Here is an 18,352-nt window from a genome sequence, read left to right as displayed (position 1 = left end):
CGCTATTTGTTTCACTGTTTTAATTTTGATGTAAAGGAATATATCTCTCCTCTGTCGATCTGGTTAAACTGCCCTGCAACTGCTGCCGTAAAACCCGGCAAAGCATCCAGATCGGCGTCCCAAAGATCCTTATTTTTTAATATTTTTTTAATGACCGCATCACTATCCGGATTTCCCCAAACACTGGCGAAGTACCCGGCCTGGCTATCTGTGACCTTGTATTCCTCATTGTTAACAGTACCTGTGTATTGCTCGCTTCCCACAGCTTTAATCTGCATAAAACGGATAAAAGCAGCAAAGCCAAGAGCTATACATACCGGTACAGTATTGCATATTTTATAATAATTAAGCAATAGCGGAATAACACGCATTTTTATTTTGGTAGTGTATTGTACCGAAATACTTAACCACTCATGCCTTATATAAGGATTGCGGAACCTGTCGAGTACTTTGTTCGCAAAATCCGTAGCTACGGTTTCATCTATTTTGTATGGAATGGCAGGCTTAATCTCATGAAACATCATTTGGGTTATAAACCGGGTAAAATGCACGTCATCCAACGCCTCTTTAACTGTTTTAAAGCCCGATATGTATGCATAAGCACAGCAAAGTGTATGGGTACCATTAAGCAATCGCAGCTTTAACTCCCTAAACTGATCAATATCAGGAGTTATCACTATGCCTTTATCTGCCTGTGCAAATGATAGCAATTTCTTTATTTTATCATCACCCTCAATTGCCCATAAACTATAGGTTTCGGCCATTATTGAAAGATTATCCTCATAACCGTCCCCAGCTTCCAGTTCTTCGCGCAATGCTTTATCGGGCCGGCCCGGTACAATCCTGTCAACAAGCGAATTACAGAAACTGTTGTTATTTTCCAGCCAATCCATAAAAGCGGGTTCCAGCTTATTCAAATGGGCCAGTTCCAGTACAATGGCTTCCAGCTTTTTGCCATTATCCACAATAAGCTCCGTTGGAATGATGATCAACCCGCTATCTGCACTGCCATTAAAAGTTTTATATCGCTCATACAAAACAGCTAATAATTTACCGGGGAACGATGCAGGTGGCCGTTTGCGAACATCCTCTTTTACCAATTTTATACCCACCTCAGTTGTATTGGATATTACCACCTGCAAATCCGGGCTTTTAGCCACTTCTAAAATCTCATCCCATTCCTTAGCGGCTGAATATACCCTACTTATCGCCGAAGAAATTACCTGTTCACTAACTTCCTTGCCATTTATAAAGCCTTTTGAATAAATAGTGTACAAATTATCCTGTTTATCAAAATCATCAACCGTGCCGGTATCTGTCGATTTAATGACAACAATCCGTCCGTTGAAAATTCCATTACGATTAGCTTTGTCTATATAATAATCCGGAAGCCCGCGTAATAGTACTCCGGTACCAAATTGCAGCACTTTTTTCGGCAGGTCAAACAGGTGTGCTCCCGGCAATTCAAGCGAAGGGACGTTTATTCTTTTGAGGTTATATTTCGATAAAATCATATACTTATTAGTTGGGATATTTACTAACCACCGTTTATTTTTTTAATGATATCTGTTGTACTACCCAGCGTACCAGGTCATTTGCTGCATTAAAATTTTCAAACCGGGGCGGCAGTTTGCGGCCATCTACGTATTCATTATAAAACCAGGGATCGCCCACGGCAAATACTGCCCCCTTACCATGTTTAGCAGTGGCAACTATTACATCATTTTTATTAATATAACTTTCCGAAGGATACCACGATTGCCGTTCTCGCTTACGATGCCGTCGGAAGCCGTCAGCTTTTTCTACTCCTGCTGCCATGAGTATTTGGGCATTTGTGCCGATGCGGTTAATAAACCTGCCGCAAATAAGCCAATAATAACAATTGGTGCTTTTAACGCCATACTTTTCAAATAAGAAAATCTTATAATGTTTATAATTGGTATGATATGGCCCGGCAAATGTTTTTACCAGACCGGCATAATTCCCAAACAAGATTACCAGCTATTGGTTACAAAAAAAAAGATATTGCAAACTAAAACCGCGCAATCGTTTCCGGGAACGTTTGCGTGATTCTTGCGAATATCTGCCAAACAGGATAGTTGCTGATCTTTAGAATAGCTTAGATAACAACAAAAATAATTAAAGATATTTGAAACTGTTTGTTGTTAACCGTACTTTGCAGCATCCGGGGAACCACAATTATGTTTGAATCTTATACCATTAAAGACATAGCTAAGGCTTTGGGTGTATCCACATCAACTGTATCAAGGGCTTTAAAAGGTAGTTATGAAATTGGCGCCGAAACCAAAAGGCTTGTACAGGAATATGCCGAAAAAGTAAATTACAGGCCAAACCCAATAGCCCTGAGCCTAAAAGACCAAAAAAGCCATTCTATTGGTGTAGTGGTTTGTGAGGTGGCGAATGATTATTTTTCACAGGCCATTAACGGGATCGAATCCATTGCCTATAACTTAGGCTATCACGTTATCATCACGCAAACCCACGAATCGTTCGACAGGGAAACGGTTAACGTACAGCATTTACTCTCCAGGCATGTTGACGGCCTGCTGGTTTCCTTATCTGCGCAAACAACTGATACATCGCAGTATAAATACCTGCATGAAAAAGGCTTCCCTATTGTATTTTTTGACAGGGTTGCCGCCGATATTGATACACACAAAGTAATTGCCAATAATTTTAAAGGAGCCTTTGATGCTACTGAACTTTTGATAGCCTCGGGCTTTAAAAAAATAGCGCACCTTACCAGTTCAAGTAATTTGCTGATAACCCATGAAAGGTTTAATGGTTTTAAAGCAGCACTGGACAAACACGGTATTGAGTTTAAACCTGAGTATCTCAAACATTGCCAGCATGGCGGCATGATCTATGACGAAATTGAACTGGCTGTTAAAGATCTGTTAGCTATGGATACTAGCCCCGAAGCCATTTTTATTGGCAGTGACAGGCTTACGATCAGTTGTGTATCTATAATAAAAAAATTGGGTGTAAAAATACCCGGGGAGATCGCCCTGGCAGGGTTCACCAACTCTGATGTGGTTGACTTGTTTGACCCTCCATTGACAGTTGTACGCCAGCCAGCTTTCCAAATAGGGCAAAGAGCCACAGAGTTGCTTATAAAGACCATAGAAAGCAAATGGCCCGTGGAAGAATATACAACAGATATGGTTGATACCGAACTCATTGCCCGGCTATCATCTCAAAAATTAAACTAAAATAAAAAGGATACGATCGGGAGAGCTGTTTACCATTAATCTCTCCATTCACCTGGTGCGCCCCGATGCATTCTTCCTGATGATACTGACACTTTCCGTGCTCATCTGTCTGGCTCCTGTTAATGCAAATCAACTCTGGAAGATCTTTTAAACCTGTATACAGGCAAATACGTTTTTATAATCTATCCAGATTATCATGCTAAAATAGCACTGTTAAATTTGCTCCCGCTGATTATTTTGCTTATCCAGATAGCCCCATTCTTTGTCAGTTCCTAATTCCGGGTAACTTTTGGTATCGTCCTTTAGTATTGTCCATACCATTGCGATCATTAAAAAAGGCGAAATGATAAACAGATATGGAATCATTTTAATGGCCACCCCCGCGGCGCATATCAAACTGAAAACCATCAAATAAAGAGTCACACCGATCACCGCCACCATTGATTTCATAACAGTTCTTTTAGAGAATAACAGTCCAATCTTAGTTTCAGTTTTCGTTAAGCAAAGAAATTTTACCCTTATCGGCGCTCGCCATAATTTTTCAAAGGGCAGGTCACCAAATGTTGGTTCTGGCACGCAGCTTCACATGGCAGCCGGCGGGGCCCGATATCCTCCCATGAATCTTTAATTCCGACTCAAAGCTTACCTGGGTAAAATTATTTGGAATTTATATCCTCATAGCTAAAGGATGGCTGCCAGGGAAATAGCTGTGGTTTAGGTGCATTGCAAACATGAAAATAAATAATATAAAAACTATAGAATTAATAGATATTAATATATATTTGCATCGAAATAGTTCTTATTTAATTATCAAGAAAGACTGAGGGAAAGGCCCGATGATGTCTTAGCAACCTGTACGCCATAGGTATAAAGGTGCTAATTCCTGTCTGCAGTAATGCAGAGAAGATAATGTTCGCAAAATTTTGCTATGCTGTAAAGGCAGTCATTAGATCATCTAGTACAACTTTCTCACTTTTGCTAATTAAATGCGGGCGTTTAATCGACACTGCTATGAAAAATATAAATTTACTATTTACATGCGCCTTACTACTTTCAGCGCTTTTTGCCGGTGCACAAACGGTTCAATCACCTCCTGCTGCTGACGCAGATCGTGGCTACATTGTGAAAACGGGCGACCTGGCTCCTGCCGATTTTGAATTACAACTTACTGACGGAACCAAAACTTCTCTAAATGAATTAAGAGGCAAGATCGTTATCCTGCAGTTTACTGCCAGCTGGTGCAGCGTATGCCGCGAAGAAATGCCTCACCTGGAAAAAGAAATATGGCAGACCTACAAAGATAAGGGTGTAGTGTTGATCGGTGTAGACCGGGATGAACCCATTCAAAAAGTCGCGGCTTTCCATAAAGACATGAAGATCTCCTACCCATTAGCGCTTGACCCCGGTGCCGATATCTTTGGACGATTTGCACACAAAAAGAGCGGTGTAACCCGCAACGTGGTTATCGATCGTGACGGCCGGATAGCTTATCTCACCCGCTTATATGACACACAGGAATTCTCATCTATGGTTAAAGCTATTGATGCGCTCGTGAACAAACCAATTGCTGCCATTAATTAATTATCACACATCAAATCAGATCAATTTATATGAAAACAAATCCTACCCCTGCTAATCGAAGGCAAACCAAAAACGACATCTTGTTATTTTCTGCCAGTTTCTATATGTCTGCCTGCATGCCTGCCATGTGTTGTTGCTGTTAATCTTACAGTAATTACCGGATAAGCTTTTCTGCTAACATCCGGATAACCTTATCAATTCATTCTTTACAGTTTGTAACTCTTTCTGTTTTGACAATCCTTGTCTCACACGAATGGCTATATACACCTGTATCGGCATTTTTTGAATTATTACCCAAAAAATCATGTTTAAATTTTACAAATCAGTACTGGCAATTATATTGCTATTCTTAACCATACAGCAGGCCGATGCCCAGTCTGTTAAAATAAGCGGTGTGGTAACCGCCAGATCAGACGGTCAACCGATCCCCGGCGTCAGTGTAGGTATTAAAGGCTCAACATCCGGCACCCAAACCGATATCCAGGGAAAATTCACCCTTAATGCAAAAGCAAACGACATATTGCGGATCTCTTACATTGGTTTTACAACACGGGAGATCCCGGTGACTAATGACGGTGCAACCCTGCAGATTATTTTGCAGGAAGCGCCAAATTCCCTGAACGAAGTAGTGGTTACCGCGCTTAATATATCAAAAGATAAAAAGTCGCTCGGCTATGCCGTACAGGGCCTCAAATCAAAAGACATCTCCGAGGCTAAAGAGACCAACCTCGTGAATGCCTTATCTGGTAAGATAGCCGGTGTGCAAGTAACGGGGAGCCAGGGCGATATGGGATCGTCCCGGATTGTTATTCGTGGCGAAACATCCGTATCCGGCAACAATCAGCCTTTGTTTGTTGTGGACGGGGTGATCGTAGATAACTCGCAATTCCAGGGAACCAATGGCTCCAGGGATTTTCAAAATGCCATATCCGACTTAAATTCTGAAGATATCGAGTCGGTCACTGTATTAAAAGGCCCAAACGCAGCTGCGCTTTATGGCTCCCGTGCCGCTGCCGGGGTTATTCTGATCAAAACCAAAACCGGAAAAGGCGCCAAAGGGTTAGGGATCACCATAAATTCCAATACCTCATTTGCCACGCTGAAGGTATTTCCTGATTATCAAAACCAGTTTGGACAAGGCTCTAACGGTAAATTCAGCTACGTAGATGGTAAAGGCGGAGGCATAAACGATGGCGTGGATGAAAGCTGGGGACCTGCGCTGGATGGAAGGCTTATACCGCAATTTTTCTCTAACGGAAAGTCGGAGCCTTTTGAGGCACATCCCAATAATGTACGCGATTTTTTCAATACCGGTGTAACGTTCAATAATGGTGTGGCCTTAGCAGGAAGCGGAGAAAAGTTCGACTACAGGTTATCATATAATAACCTGCACCAAACCGGCGTAGTGCCCAATTCGTCACAGGGGCGAAATTCAATCCTGTTAAATTCCACTTTCCGACCTAATTCTAAACTGACCATCACTACAATTGCCAACTATATTAAAGACGATGCAGATAACCTGCCCGGCGCTTACGGCAGGCGGGCTACCAGTACCATGCTCCAGTTTACATGGTTTGGCAGGCAGGTGGATATCAACCGATTAAAAAATTATCGTGATGCCAATGGTAATACTTTTAACTGGAACAACAGCTATTATAGCAACCCTTACTTTGTTGCCTATGAAAACACAGTTGCCCAGCACAAGAACCGCATCATCGGGAGTGTGGAACTAAATTATAAGATTATCGATGGGTTATCTGCCAACTTCCGTACAGGTACCGATTATTACAATGACAGGCGTAAGATAAAAGTTGCCTACGGCACCAATGGAACGCCCTTTGGTTCTTATGAAGAAGATGCCTATACAGTTAACGAAACCAATACCGAAGCTCGCCTGCAATACACTAAAAAGCTGAACAAAGATTTTTCATTCGACGGGTTTGTGGGAGGTAACATCAGCACCGTACTGAACGAGCAAAATGACCAGATAGCGCCAAAACTAGCCGTTGCGGGTTTGTATACGCTAAGCAACTCACGCGATCCATTGGTATCCTCTAATTATTACGGCAAGCTAAAAACATACAGCTATTTTGCTTCGGCACAGATCGGTTTCAGGAATTATGCCTTCTTAAACTTAACCGGGCGTAACGACTGGTCGTCTACACTACCTGCAGCTAACCTGTCTTACTTTTATCCTTCAGTAAACGGAAGCTTAGTATTATCAGAAGCACTGGACTGGAAAGGCGATGCATTAAGTTATCTGAAACTACGCGGCGGCTGGTCAAAAGTAGGTAAAGCAACCACGCCTTACCAGCTACTCAATACATACAACTTCACTGCGCCATTTGGTGCCAATCCACAACAGAGTGCAGCAAGCATCAGTTTAAACCCTGATCTGAAACCCGAGACCACAACTTCCGGTGAAGCAGGATTTGAAGCCGGCTTCCTGAAAGACCGTATCAGGCTGGATGTGAGCGTTTATAACACCAATAGTGTTAACCAGATCCTGAATGTGGATGTCAGCCAGTCAACAGGTTACAGCCAAAAATTGATCAACGGTGGTCGTATCAACAATAAAGGATTGGAAGTTCAATTGAGTGCAACACCTGTTAAATCAAACGATTTTAGCTGGGATGTTACCGTAAATTACTCCCGTAACAAAAGTAAGGTTGTATCGCTTGATGACGCGGGGCAGCTGCAGAGCTACATTTTAGGCACCAACCGTACCGTACAAGTATTGGCCGCGGTTGGCCAGCCTTATGGCACTTTGTTCGGCAATGCTTATACCCGTGATGCATCCGGTCAGATCGTTATTGGTAACAACGGCACGCCTGTTATCAACCCTACCAAACAGTACCTGGGTAAATACACACCCGACTGGCTGGGAAGCATCAACAACAGTTTTAGCTATAAAGGGATCAACCTGAGCTTCCTGGTTGATGCGCGCATCGGCGGATCCATCTACTCCAACACCAACCGTACAGGCACTTATACCGGTGTCCTGGCCTCAACCCTTCCTGGTCGTGGTGCTGCTAATGGCGGTTTAAATTACTATTATCCGGGTAATAATACCTCCGTTCCGGCGGTACAGGTAAGTGCCGGTGCAGCCGCACCTGCCGGGGAGACTGTATATGACGACGGAATGATCTTCAAGGGCGTTAAAGCAGACGGCACTGCTAACACCGCCATTTTACCTGCCCAGTCTTATTATAAAGGCTTTACCAACGTTGATGAGGCATTTGTTTACAGCGCATCTTATGTAAAGCTTCGCGAAGTAAAAGTTGGTTACACCTTCCCGTCACAATGGGTTAAAGGCATAGGCCTGCAATCGGCCACGGTATCATTAGTGGGCCGTAACCTGTGGATCATTCATAAAAATGTCCCTAATATCGATCCGGAGACGGCTTTCAACACCGGTAACGGCCAAGGGTTAGAAGACCTGACCCTGCCAACCGTACGTAATATTGGTTTTAACATTAACCTTAAATTCTAACGATCATGAAACTTAAATATATAACTATACTGTTATCAGGAGCATTGCTATTATCAGTCAGTTCCTGCAAAAAGGATCTTGAAGAGATCAACCAAAACCCTAATGCATCGCAAAATGCACAGCCTGATTACCTGCTTACCGCAGCAACGAAAACAACGGCTGACACATACTGGGGAACATCAAATAATATGGATGCCAGCCTGCTTTTTGTGCAGCACTGGGCAAAGATCCAATACACCGACCCTGACAGGTACATTTATACCAATACCTCGTTCCAGGAATTGTGGAGTGTTGCCTATACCAAAAGCATTGTCAACCTTAACCAGATCATTAAACTGGCAGATGCGCAATCTAATCCAAATTATAAAGGTGTAGCCCTGGTTTTACGTTCATGGGTTTTTACTTTACTTACTGACAATTACGGCGACATACCTTACACCCAGGCCGCTAATATAGGTGAGTACCTTACTCCTGCTTATGACAAGCAAAAGGACGTTTATTTTGCGCTGCTGGATGATCTGAAAACAGCCCAGGCCGCTTTAAACCCGGCCGGAACAGCCATAGCAGGTGATGTGATCTACAATAATAATATTACCCTTTGGAAGAAGTTTGCTAATTCCCTGCGCTTACGGATCGCTTTACGGATCGCTGACCGTGAGCCCGAGAAAGCGAAACAGGTACTGGCCGATATACAAACCGAAGGCGGAAGCTATATCAGCGCCAACAACGAGACTGCTCAATTGATCTACCTGGCTTCGCCAAACCAAAACCCGATCAGCAATTTATTTGATACCCGGGATGATTATCGTATAAGTAAAACCATTGTTGACAAACTGTTTGCTTTAAGTGATCCACGCCTGCCGGTTTACGCCAGCAAAACACAGGATGCTACGCCAGCTACATATGTTGGTATCCCTAATGGTTTGCTGGTGGGTGATGCCAGTAACCTGGGCTTTACTAAAACATCCAAGCCAGGCACGTATTTCCTGGCCCCCAGCGCCCCCGCAGTAATAATTAGTTACGCTGAAGTGCTGTTTGACCGCGCCGAAGCTGCTGCACGTGGGTTTACAACTGAAAATGCGGCTGATCTGTATAAGCAAGCTATAACAGCTTCTTTAACACAATATGGTATCACAGCTGCTGCCGCAGCCACTTATATAGCGCTTCCATCGGTACAATACGATGCTTCAAATTATAAAAAATCCATAGGCGAACAGAAATGGATAGCCTTATTTGGACAAGGATTGGAAGCATTTACAGAGTGGCGCAGGCTAGATTATCCGCAACTGCAACCTGCAGTAGCCGGTACGCTTGGTGGAAAAATTCCGGTTAGATTTATCTATCCCGGCACAGAGCAATCGTTAAACGGAAGCAGTTATAAAGCCGCAGTCGCCAGTCAGGGTGCTGATGTTTTGACTACCAAACTTTGGTTTGATGCAAATTAAAGCTAAGAAGCAGTTATGGACTTTGTCCATGACTGCTTTTTTTAAAGCTAACTATTTCATGAGCAAAAATTTCTTTGTTATCGATATCGGTTTTTGTTAGGTTTGTAACAAATCATAGAAAATGAACAGAAAGAGTTGTCTTCCTCCTCCAATATCTTAATAAGTAGCATTCTTTAACTATGTGTCTTTGCCAATTCTTCAGCGGCACCTGACTATAGTTGCAACGCGGTTTATTTATTAATTTTTTAATCCTTGTTTTCAAGGGCGGACAGATAATTCTTTATGAAAAAATCATATTTAGTCTTACACTTTGCTGTAATTCTCGCCGGCTTTACCGGTATATTCGGTAAGCTTATTTCCCTCAATGAAGGTCTCTTAGTTTGGTATAGGGTACTTTTCTCCTCCATTGTTTTGTTAATTGTATTAAAACTGTTTCGAATTGCAACACCTGTTAAATCCAGGGAGAAATTTGATATTGCCAAAATTGGAATGTTCATTACCATACACTGGGTATTTTTTTACGCCAGCATTAAGTATTCGAATATTTCAGTTGGTGTCGTCTGCTATTGTTTAACCAGTTTTTTTACAGCCATCTTTGGGCCGCTGATTAACCGATGCAGGTTTGACCTGTCAGAATTATTGTTAAGTGCGTTGACATTGTTCGGTATCGGCTTAATTTTCCATTTCGATTCGTCTTATCAATTAGGTATTGTCCTGGGGGTAATTTCGTCGGCCTTCGCGGCGCTTTATACCCTATATAATGAACGATTGGTTAGAATTTATGACAGTCGGGTCATCAATTATTATCAAATGACAGGTGGAACCATCGGTCTGGGGATTTTACTTCCGGCATACCTCTATTTTTTTCCGGTTGAAACCATCGTTCCAAGCTTAAAAGATATTGGTTACCTGATCTTGTTGGCTACCATCTGTACCGTTGGACTTTACATCTTGTTTGCCGAATCTTTGAAGCGGATATCTGCCTTTACAGTAAATCTTAGTTTTAATCTTGAACCTGTATATGCGATTATACTGGCATTCATTTTCTTTAATGAGAGTAAAGAATTAAATCTATCGTTTTACATTGGTTTACTGTTTGTAATGACCTCTGTCCTCTTACAAACGGTCATTTCCTATAAAAAATAGGAACAAGCAGATCTCTCCGCAACTGCTCCTCCGTTTTCAGCAGGACGTATAGCGCTAAAACCAAAGGCTGTAATTATACTGGCGGGCAGCAATGATATTTCAGGCTCCCAAGGCCACCCTGCTTGATTATTTCACCCCGCTTGCTGAGAGCCACAACGGCCAAAAGCGGAACTGACTATTGATAGCAGGCGGCCACAAGCGAGGGCGCAGCAATGGGGGCGATACCATTGCTGTACCCATTACGGGTCGAAATTGTCATAATCTAAATGTATCAGGTCAGCTTACGAAGCTCTCTCAAACTTTTAATAAATTTTAATTGATTGATATTAAGGAATTTATATAATATATTGTCATGTATAGTACTATGTATTGCATGGTATTATAAAAGTGCATACTTTTGTAATAAGGTCTAGATCGGCCAATAAATTTCTTCTTCAATTAAATTTTAAATAAAAAAGTCATGAAACTAAAACTTATACTCATCATAATCTTTCTGATCGCGATCATTCCGGCCTTCGGGCAGACAGCGCCGGTGTTGTTTTCAGTAAAGGGAATTACAACTGACTCGGTGTCAAAGAAACCAGTCGGTTATGTGACAGTTAATCTGCGCAATGCAACGAAGCAGCTTGTGCGCACAGCAGTAACAAAAACCGACGGAACATTCAACTTTGAGAAGCTGATGCCGGGAAAATACTTCGTCTCCGTAGTAAGTATTGGGTACAACTCAAAAATGGTACCTGTTGATCTTACAGATAATACAAAACCTTCGTTAGACCTGGGAAGTATCGCTATCAGCGAAAAGACCACTCAGCTTAAAACGGTGTCCATTACAATGGATAAGCCTATTGTAAGACAGGAAATTGACAAGCTCGTTTATGACCTTAAGGCAGATCCCGACAGTAAAAGCAATAGTGTGCTGGAGATGATGAGAAAAGTTCCCCTGTTATCTGTAGATGGAGAAGACAATCTCCTTTTAAGGGGGCAGGGCGGTTATAAGATACTGATCAACGGGAAGCCTTCCAGCATGATGGAGAGAGATCCTAAAAGTATCCTGAAAAGCATGCCTGCCTCAACTATCCAGAGCATCGAAGTTATTACCAATCCTTCCTCAAAATATGATGCGGAAGGGATAGGCGGTATCATTAATATTGTAACCAATAAAAAAGTGAGTAACGGGTACAATGGTTCAATAAATGTAAGTCACGTATTTCCCGTAGGAGGCCCCAGAGCAGGCGGATCATTTTCTTCCAGGCAGGGCAAGTTGGAGGTGTCGGGATTTTTTGGCGCTAATATTGCAAACTCGCCTGCAGTAAGAAATTCAATCGTGCGGCTAACTACCGGCAACAGCCTGACTAACCTGAACCAGAATAACTCGCTTGAATTTGATGGCAGAAACGGGTATATAGAAACAGGGCTCAGCTATGAAATAGATAGCCTTAACCTTATCTCCGGCCAGTTTAATCTTAACGGTAATAACCAGGATGGTACAAACATGCAGAATTCTATTCTGAACGGAGGAGGCAGTGTTATCCAGCAGTATGATCTGTTTAACAGCAATGAGGCTAATGGCATGGGAATAAATGCCTCTTTAAATTATCAGCGTGGTTTTAAAAGCAGCAAGCAGAGGCTGCTCACTTTCTCCTACCAGTATTTTACATTCAACAACAGGCAAAATGCAGACTTGACAGCATCAAACCGCGTGAACTATACCACTCCGGATTATCGCCAGCAAAACGAAGGGGAATCTTCGGAACACACTTTTCAGATCGATTACGTACATCCAATAAAGAAATTGAATATAGAAGGGGGTATTAAAGCAATTATAAGGGATAATAACAGCGATTTTCAATATCAGTCGTATAATTCAGCTACCGGTAATTTTGAAACAGATGCGGCACGGAGCAATAAATTTGATAATAATCAAAATGTATTCGGCGCATATAACAGCTATACCTACACCTTAAAAAACTGGGCCTTTAAGGCAGGCGCACGAATTGAAGAGACTATTATTGATGCCGATTTCATTTCAACCGCATCACAGTTAAACAAAAACTTCTTCAATATAATTCCTTCTGTCAGCATCAATAAGAAATTTAAGAACATGAGCGCCGTTAATTTCGGATTTTCGCAACGGATCCAGCGCCCGGGTATCTATCAGCTCAATCCCTTTGTCGACCGGTCGAACCCAAATTTCGAGTCATCGGGCAATCCAAATCTGAGGCCTGCGGTATCAAATAACATCCAGTTAGCCTACAGCAGATCTAAAAAGGCCACCCTGAACATAATGCTTGGTTACAATTATTTTAACGACCTTATTATGCCTGTTGTGGTTTTTAACCCGGCCACAAATATTACACGCAGCAGTTTTGATAATACCGGCAAAGCCCGGCTGTTTACCTTCAACACCAATATTAGTTACCCGATCACTAAAAAATGGACCTCATCTTTTAACGGAAGAATAGCGCACGGACGGGTGCAAGGGACAGTAAACGGCGTGCTGGTAAAGAATGAAGGATTCATGTACGGCGCATCTTTAAATAGCGCCTATAATTTCGAAAAGGGCTGGCGCGTTAGCACCAATGTATTTTTGAATGGCCCCAACCTGTCTATCCAGGGAACTTCAAATCCATATGCCAGTACGTCATTCAGCCTTAATAAAGACATCGTGAAGGATAAGCTTTCGTTTTCTGCTACAGTTAATAACCCTTTCACAAAATACAGGCATAATATCAGGGATTCATTCGGCCCCAATTTTACGCAGACAAATACCAACATAGTCTACTTCAGGGGATTTACTACCAGCCTGAACTACCGTTTCGGTAAACTAAAAGAGGCTATGAAGAAAAACAAAAGAAGCATTAGTAATGACGATGTTCAGGGCTCTGCTACAGGAAATTAACTCTTATAAAGAATTTGTTCATTCAAATTTGGTTGGGGATGGCCGTGGTTGGTCATCCCTTCCTGGCCGATTTGTTTACTATTTAACGATCAGCACCCGGCAGTTGTTTAATCTCTATATTCCTAAAATCGACAGGCTGACCCTCACTTTGCAAGGCAATAAAGCCGCTGCTTAGCAATTTCCCGTCCTGTTTGTACTTCGGATCATAGCCGTGTGCCACGCCGCCGCCAATGGTGGGCCTGGAATATTGCAGCACGGTATCGCCGTTGATGATATGCGTAATTAATTTGTTGCCCTGAACTATCAGTTCCCCCTTTACCCACTGCTCACCGTCATAGGTTTTTGAAATAGAATTAATACAATGGTCAGGTGAGACCTTCCCTTTATAAACAACATCGGTGCCGGGTGAGCACATATTACCCGTCGGCCTCGGTTTCCCGTCACCAAGACCGGCTAATAACTGCATTTCTATCGATATCGGCCAATCCTGGTCCTTCAACATTGTTCTGGGGTCCTGTGAATGAAACATGACGCCGCTGTTAAGGAGCGTGTAATCCGGTGCGCCCTTTTGCTGTTTACCAACAAAGCGATACTCAAACCGCAGGTGATAATAAGAAAACGGCGTTTTGTAATACAGGTGGCCAAATTGGTCGTTGAACTCTCCGTATTGATCATATCTGATCTTGATTATGCCATCTTCCACCCGAAACGTGTTTCCATAGTTTTCGCCAACCAGATGGTGATTGATCTTTACAAACCAATCCTTAATATCATTTCCGTTAAACAGTTTCTTCCAGTTTTTATCGTCATTGCCGGTGTCGGCCAGCTTTTTTACTCCGGTACAGCCAAGTATCAGGATACATGAAAACGTAAAAAAATAGCGTGCTTTTTTCATTGTTGATAAAGTGTTGTGTATGCCTTATTATATATAAATTGAATATTTGTTGTTAGCCGGCTATCGATTAAATTAAAAAGATCTTGACTTGGGATAATGCCCCTGTTCGGATGTTCATAACCACCTGCTGAATACCAAACGGTAACATCATGGCTGGCTTGTAATCACATTTACTTCGGCATATCCTGTATTATCGTTACCCTCGGTATTCTTCAAGGCTCTTAATTTGATATAGCGCGCTTTTTGAGTTGCAAATTTTTTGGTTTGCATCAAAGGGTTATTTTTAATATTGGAGAATTCGCCTTCATCAACCAATTTCCATTCAACCTTATCTTGTGAAATATAAAATTGATAGGTCGTAATAATGCCGGGATTCCATAAACCCGCGTCTGGCAAATATCTGAACCCCGACAGGCTTTCTTCTTTTCCCAGATCGATCATTAGATCAACCGGCATTTTTTTATCACTGCTTTGATGCCATGCTGTTGAGGGGTCGCCATCTAAGATTGCGGCGGCCTTTTTATCGTCGGGTACCTCAATTTTCCAGTTAGTACGAGGAAGGTCAAACATCTCGTGCACCTCAGGGCTGCCTTTACCCGTAGAAGCGTCAAGGGCAATTGCCTTTACATTTAACTTTCCTTCTGTTTGAAATGGACCGGTATATTTTTTTGAACCCCTTGTTGGCGTACTTCCGTCCATTGTGTAATAAATTGCAGATTCTTTATCAGCCGGAACAATAATTACTTTACCGGATTGATCCCTGATAACGGAAGGAGCGGTCAAGATCTGCCGTGCGTTATAAACACCGATATTGGAAATAACAGGACTGCTTTTCGAACCGGTAATATTCAAGCGTACCTTTGTGGCGCTTACAGTAGGAAAAGTAAGAATACGTTTATACCCGATAGTGGTGGCTTTGGCCAATTCTCTCCAATTACCGTTCACCAGGGCCTCAACCGTGAATGATCTTACCCGTTGCCCCAACGCAATATATTCCTGTGCCATAAAACGGTTAAATGCAGTTGGCTTACCCAGATCGATGGTGAGTGAAGCAGTTTTTACATTGTCATCTGTCGCCCAGTAAGTACTTTTAATATTATCAACCGCTTTGTTCGGGTTAAATTCCTTACTGTTGCCTCGAACATTGGAAGCAGTTACTTTTTTCCGTTTGGCCAGGTCAACGGCAAACGCTTCTTTAACCGCTTTGCCAAATTCAAGGGCTGCTTTTTCATCTCTTTTGTTAATCAAACCATTCGGCATGATAGGAAAGTTAAGCAGTAAAGTAGCATTACGGCCAACGGAGTTATAGTAAGTGTCCATTAGCTGGGGTAAGGTTTTTACCTTACTGTCTTCGCCGGGGTGATAAAACCATTCAGGCCTGATAGATGTATTTACTTCGGCGGCAACCCATGTGTTACCGCTTTCCAAACCATAATGCAACATGTTCCAGGGCACTTCGCCAGTAGAGTTGAGTAAGCTCCAATTGGTTTCACCCACATAACCGGCCTCGGTTCCCACCCAGCGAAGATCACCCCTGTCGCCACCGTCATTCCATATCAGACAGTTTGGCTGCAGTTTGTGGATAAGCGCATAAGTATTCTTCCAATCGTAGTAGGTCGTCCGGTCTATGGTACGTGTTTCATTAGCGCCACCGTAATAACCCGACCCTCCGTTAGCACCATCAAACCACACTTCGAAAATGGGTCCGTAATTGGTCAACAGTTCGGTGAGTTGATTTCTGAAATAGGTAATGTATTCCGGCCTGCCATAATCCGGATGATTTCTGTCCCAGGGCGATAAATAAATACCCAATTTCAAACCATATTCTTTACAGGCATCGGCCATTTCTCTCACCACATCCCCTTTGCCATCTTTCCACGGCGAATTTTTAACAGAATACTCGGTATATTTTGATGGCCAAAGGGCAAAACCGCAGTGATGCTTTGCGGTAATGATAATTCCTTTCATGCCCGATTCTTTGCAGATACGTGCCCACTGGCGGCAGCTCAGATCTTTTGGATTAAACAAATTCACATCTTCATTGCCATATCCCCAGGATTGATCAGTATACGTATTTAATGAAAAATGTACAAATGCATAGGATTCCATTTGCTGCCAACGCAGCTGGTTACTGGTTGGTAACGGACCAAATGGTTTAGGCATAGTGGTTTGAGCACTGCAAAACACGGTTGGACATAAAGAAAAGACAATTCCCCAAAAAAAATCCCTATTCATAAAAGTCAAATTCATAAACTATTATTTGCATACTATCAATTTTAAAGCTGAAAAATCTGCTCCATCATTACCCACTTCTCCCCTTCTTTTGCCCAGGGTAAGGGCCGTTGAAATTTCCACATTAATTGTTCCCATTCCTGTACCTTTGAATTGAGCGCATCCATTTGTTCTCTTTTTTCTGCCTCATAATGATCACTTGTTTCCATGATCATAAACAAACGGTTGCCCGTACGGTAGATTTGCATATCCCAGATTTCTGCATCCAGTATGCTTTTGCGTATTTCAGGCCAGCTATTTTCTGCCTTATGCCAATGTTCATATTCTGCTATCAGTTTCGGGTCGTCCTTTAGGTCAAGGGCCAAACAGTATCTTTTCATAGTATATTTAAATTTTACAAATAGGCGGAGGCATATGATTCGTCAATTAAACCATATTTTTTCATTCGTTTCCAAAACTCATCCGGTATTTTTAAAGAGGCCAAAGCAACATTTTGTGATACTCTCTCTGCGTTGGTGGTATTCAAGGCGATGCTTTTAACACCCGGTGCGTTTAATCCAAACGCAACACATGCATCTGCCGGTTTTATTTTATAATCTGTACACAGCTGATAAAACAGCTCCCGCCAATGATATAGGCCGTTGTCTTTTATAGGATCAGTAAGTCGGTAATTATAATAATCCGACCCGGTTAAAAATCCGCCGTTAAAAACAGCGGAATTAATGATCAGTGTTCCCTGTTTTTCAAGCTCCTGCATAAATTCCACCAATTCATGAGGGTGGCTATGAACCGTCATACTGTTGGCTATCATTACCCAATCCAGCTTTACATCATGAGCTATTTTTTTTATGATCCGCCAATCCTTTGAACCTACACCGATGCTTTTCACTTTACCATCCCGCTTTAACTCATTCAGTGCGCGGTAAGCCTCCAGGATATCCCGGTAGCGTTGTGTTTGTTCCGGCTCATCCTTCGCTGCAGTAAGGTATTCATCAGGGTCATGTACAGATACCAGTTCTGCCCGGTAACCGCCCAGCAACTCATTCCCCTGTTCATAGCATTCCAGGATGCCTTCATAACTTATACGCTGAACGGCATCATATTTCAGGTCCCGCCATACGCCGGGTTCAAAAGTAGGTTCGGGAGTTTTTAATGCCGTACGCAGCCACCCCAGTTTATTACTGATCAGCACATCTGAAGGGTTTACATTCAATTGTGTTAACGACTTTCCCAGCGATTCCAGTGCGAGCCCGGCGCCGTACTTACCAGCTGAGTCAAATACAGCTGGTTTAGGAGAACACCTGACGCTTTCAGCAACAATAGCGCACTTAACCTCATCAGGAAGCGCTACATACAAATTTCCTAAACCACTGGTTCCAAAAATCACTTTGGGTAAACTAATTTCTTTCATGTAAGAATGAATTATTT

13 protein-coding genes and 1 riboswitch are annotated in these 18,352 nt (G+C 42.4%); of the genes, 6 read left to right on the top strand and 7 right to left on the bottom strand.

Going from position 1 to position 18,352, the window contains the following annotated elements; translation table 11 throughout:
* Positions 1–11: 11 nt before the first annotated feature.
* Positions 12–1,514 (bottom strand): tagaturonate reductase, encoded by a 1,503-nt coding sequence (locus tag WC743_RS02700; protein WP_373010215.1) that lies wholly within the window; start codon positions 1,512–1,514, stop codon positions 12–14.
* A 34-nt stretch (positions 1,515–1,548) separates the two neighbouring features.
* On the bottom strand, positions 1,549–1,992 hold the full coding sequence (locus WC743_RS02695; RefSeq protein ID WP_373010214.1) for a hypothetical protein: 444 nt from the start codon (positions 1,990–1,992) through the stop codon (positions 1,549–1,551).
* A gap of 209 nt (positions 1,993–2,201) precedes the next feature.
* Between WC743_RS02695 and WC743_RS02690 the strand changes: the two genes are divergently transcribed.
* Positions 2,202–3,233, top strand: a complete 1,032-nt coding sequence (locus tag WC743_RS02690; protein WP_373010213.1) for a LacI family DNA-binding transcriptional regulator — start codon at positions 2,202–2,204, stop codon at positions 3,231–3,233.
* Positions 3,234–3,446: 213 nt separating this feature from the next.
* On the opposite strand, the gene WC743_RS02685 is transcribed toward WC743_RS02690, so the two are convergent.
* The gene (locus WC743_RS02685; RefSeq protein ID WP_373010212.1) at positions 3,447–3,683 is read right to left on the bottom strand and encodes a hypothetical protein; all 237 of its coding nucleotides are present in this window, start codon (positions 3,681–3,683) and stop codon (positions 3,447–3,449) included.
* Positions 3,684–4,037: 354 nt separating this feature from the next.
* Positions 4,038–4,146: riboswitch (SAM riboswitch) on the top strand.
* Between the two features lie 98 nt (positions 4,147–4,244).
* Between WC743_RS02685 and WC743_RS02680 the strand changes: the two genes are divergently transcribed.
* The 5 genes from WC743_RS02680 (at position 4,245) to WC743_RS02660 (ending at position 13,797) form a co-directional block, all read left to right on the top strand.
* Positions 4,245–4,814 (top strand): TlpA disulfide reductase family protein, encoded by a 570-nt coding sequence (locus tag WC743_RS02680; protein ID WP_373010211.1) that lies wholly within the window; start codon positions 4,245–4,247, stop codon positions 4,812–4,814.
* Between the two features lie 304 nt (positions 4,815–5,118).
* On the top strand, positions 5,119–8,307 hold the full coding sequence (locus WC743_RS02675; RefSeq protein ID WP_373010210.1) for a SusC/RagA family TonB-linked outer membrane protein: 3,189 nt from the start codon (positions 5,119–5,121) through the stop codon (positions 8,305–8,307).
* A 5-nt stretch (positions 8,308–8,312) separates the two neighbouring features.
* Positions 8,313–9,752 carry a SusD/RagB family nutrient-binding outer membrane lipoprotein gene (locus WC743_RS02670; protein WP_373010209.1) on the top strand — a complete coding sequence of 480 codons (1,440 nt, stop codon included), beginning with the start codon at positions 8,313–8,315 and terminating at the stop codon, positions 9,750–9,752.
* 282 nt (positions 9,753–10,034) lie between these two features.
* Positions 10,035–10,898 (top strand): DMT family transporter, encoded by an 864-nt coding sequence (locus tag WC743_RS02665; protein WP_373010208.1) that lies wholly within the window; start codon positions 10,035–10,037, stop codon positions 10,896–10,898.
* A 460-nt stretch (positions 10,899–11,358) separates the two neighbouring features.
* The gene (locus WC743_RS02660; protein ID WP_373010206.1) at positions 11,359–13,797 is read left to right on the top strand and encodes an outer membrane beta-barrel protein; all 2,439 of its coding nucleotides are present in this window, start codon (positions 11,359–11,361) and stop codon (positions 13,795–13,797) included.
* An 82-nt stretch (positions 13,798–13,879) separates the two neighbouring features.
* Here the strand turns inward: WC743_RS02660 and WC743_RS02655 are convergent, their stop codons facing one another.
* The 4 genes from WC743_RS02655 to WC743_RS02640 form a co-directional block, all read right to left on the bottom strand.
* Positions 13,880–14,692 (bottom strand): DUF1080 domain-containing protein, encoded by an 813-nt coding sequence (locus WC743_RS02655; RefSeq protein ID WP_373010205.1) that lies wholly within the window; start codon positions 14,690–14,692, stop codon positions 13,880–13,882.
* 147 nt (positions 14,693–14,839) lie between these two features.
* Complete coding sequence (locus WC743_RS02650) at positions 14,840–16,855, bottom strand: alpha-L-fucosidase (RefSeq protein WP_373010204.1); 2,016 nt, start codon at positions 16,853–16,855, stop codon at positions 14,840–14,842.
* Between the two features lie 113 nt (positions 16,856–16,968).
* Positions 16,969–17,304 (bottom strand): L-rhamnose mutarotase, encoded by a 336-nt coding sequence (locus WC743_RS02645; protein ID WP_373010203.1) that lies wholly within the window; start codon positions 17,302–17,304, stop codon positions 16,969–16,971.
* Between the two features lie 14 nt (positions 17,305–17,318).
* Positions 17,319–18,335 carry an aldo/keto reductase gene (locus WC743_RS02640; RefSeq protein ID WP_373010202.1) on the bottom strand — a complete coding sequence of 339 codons (1,017 nt, stop codon included), beginning with the start codon at positions 18,333–18,335 and terminating at the stop codon, positions 17,319–17,321.
* Positions 18,336–18,352 lie beyond the last annotated feature (17 nt).

Source organism: Mucilaginibacter sp. (assembly GCF_041660805.1).
Classification (GTDB): Bacteria; Bacteroidota; Bacteroidia; order Sphingobacteriales; family Sphingobacteriaceae; genus Mucilaginibacter.
This window is presented reverse-complemented; position numbering and strand designations above follow the sequence as displayed.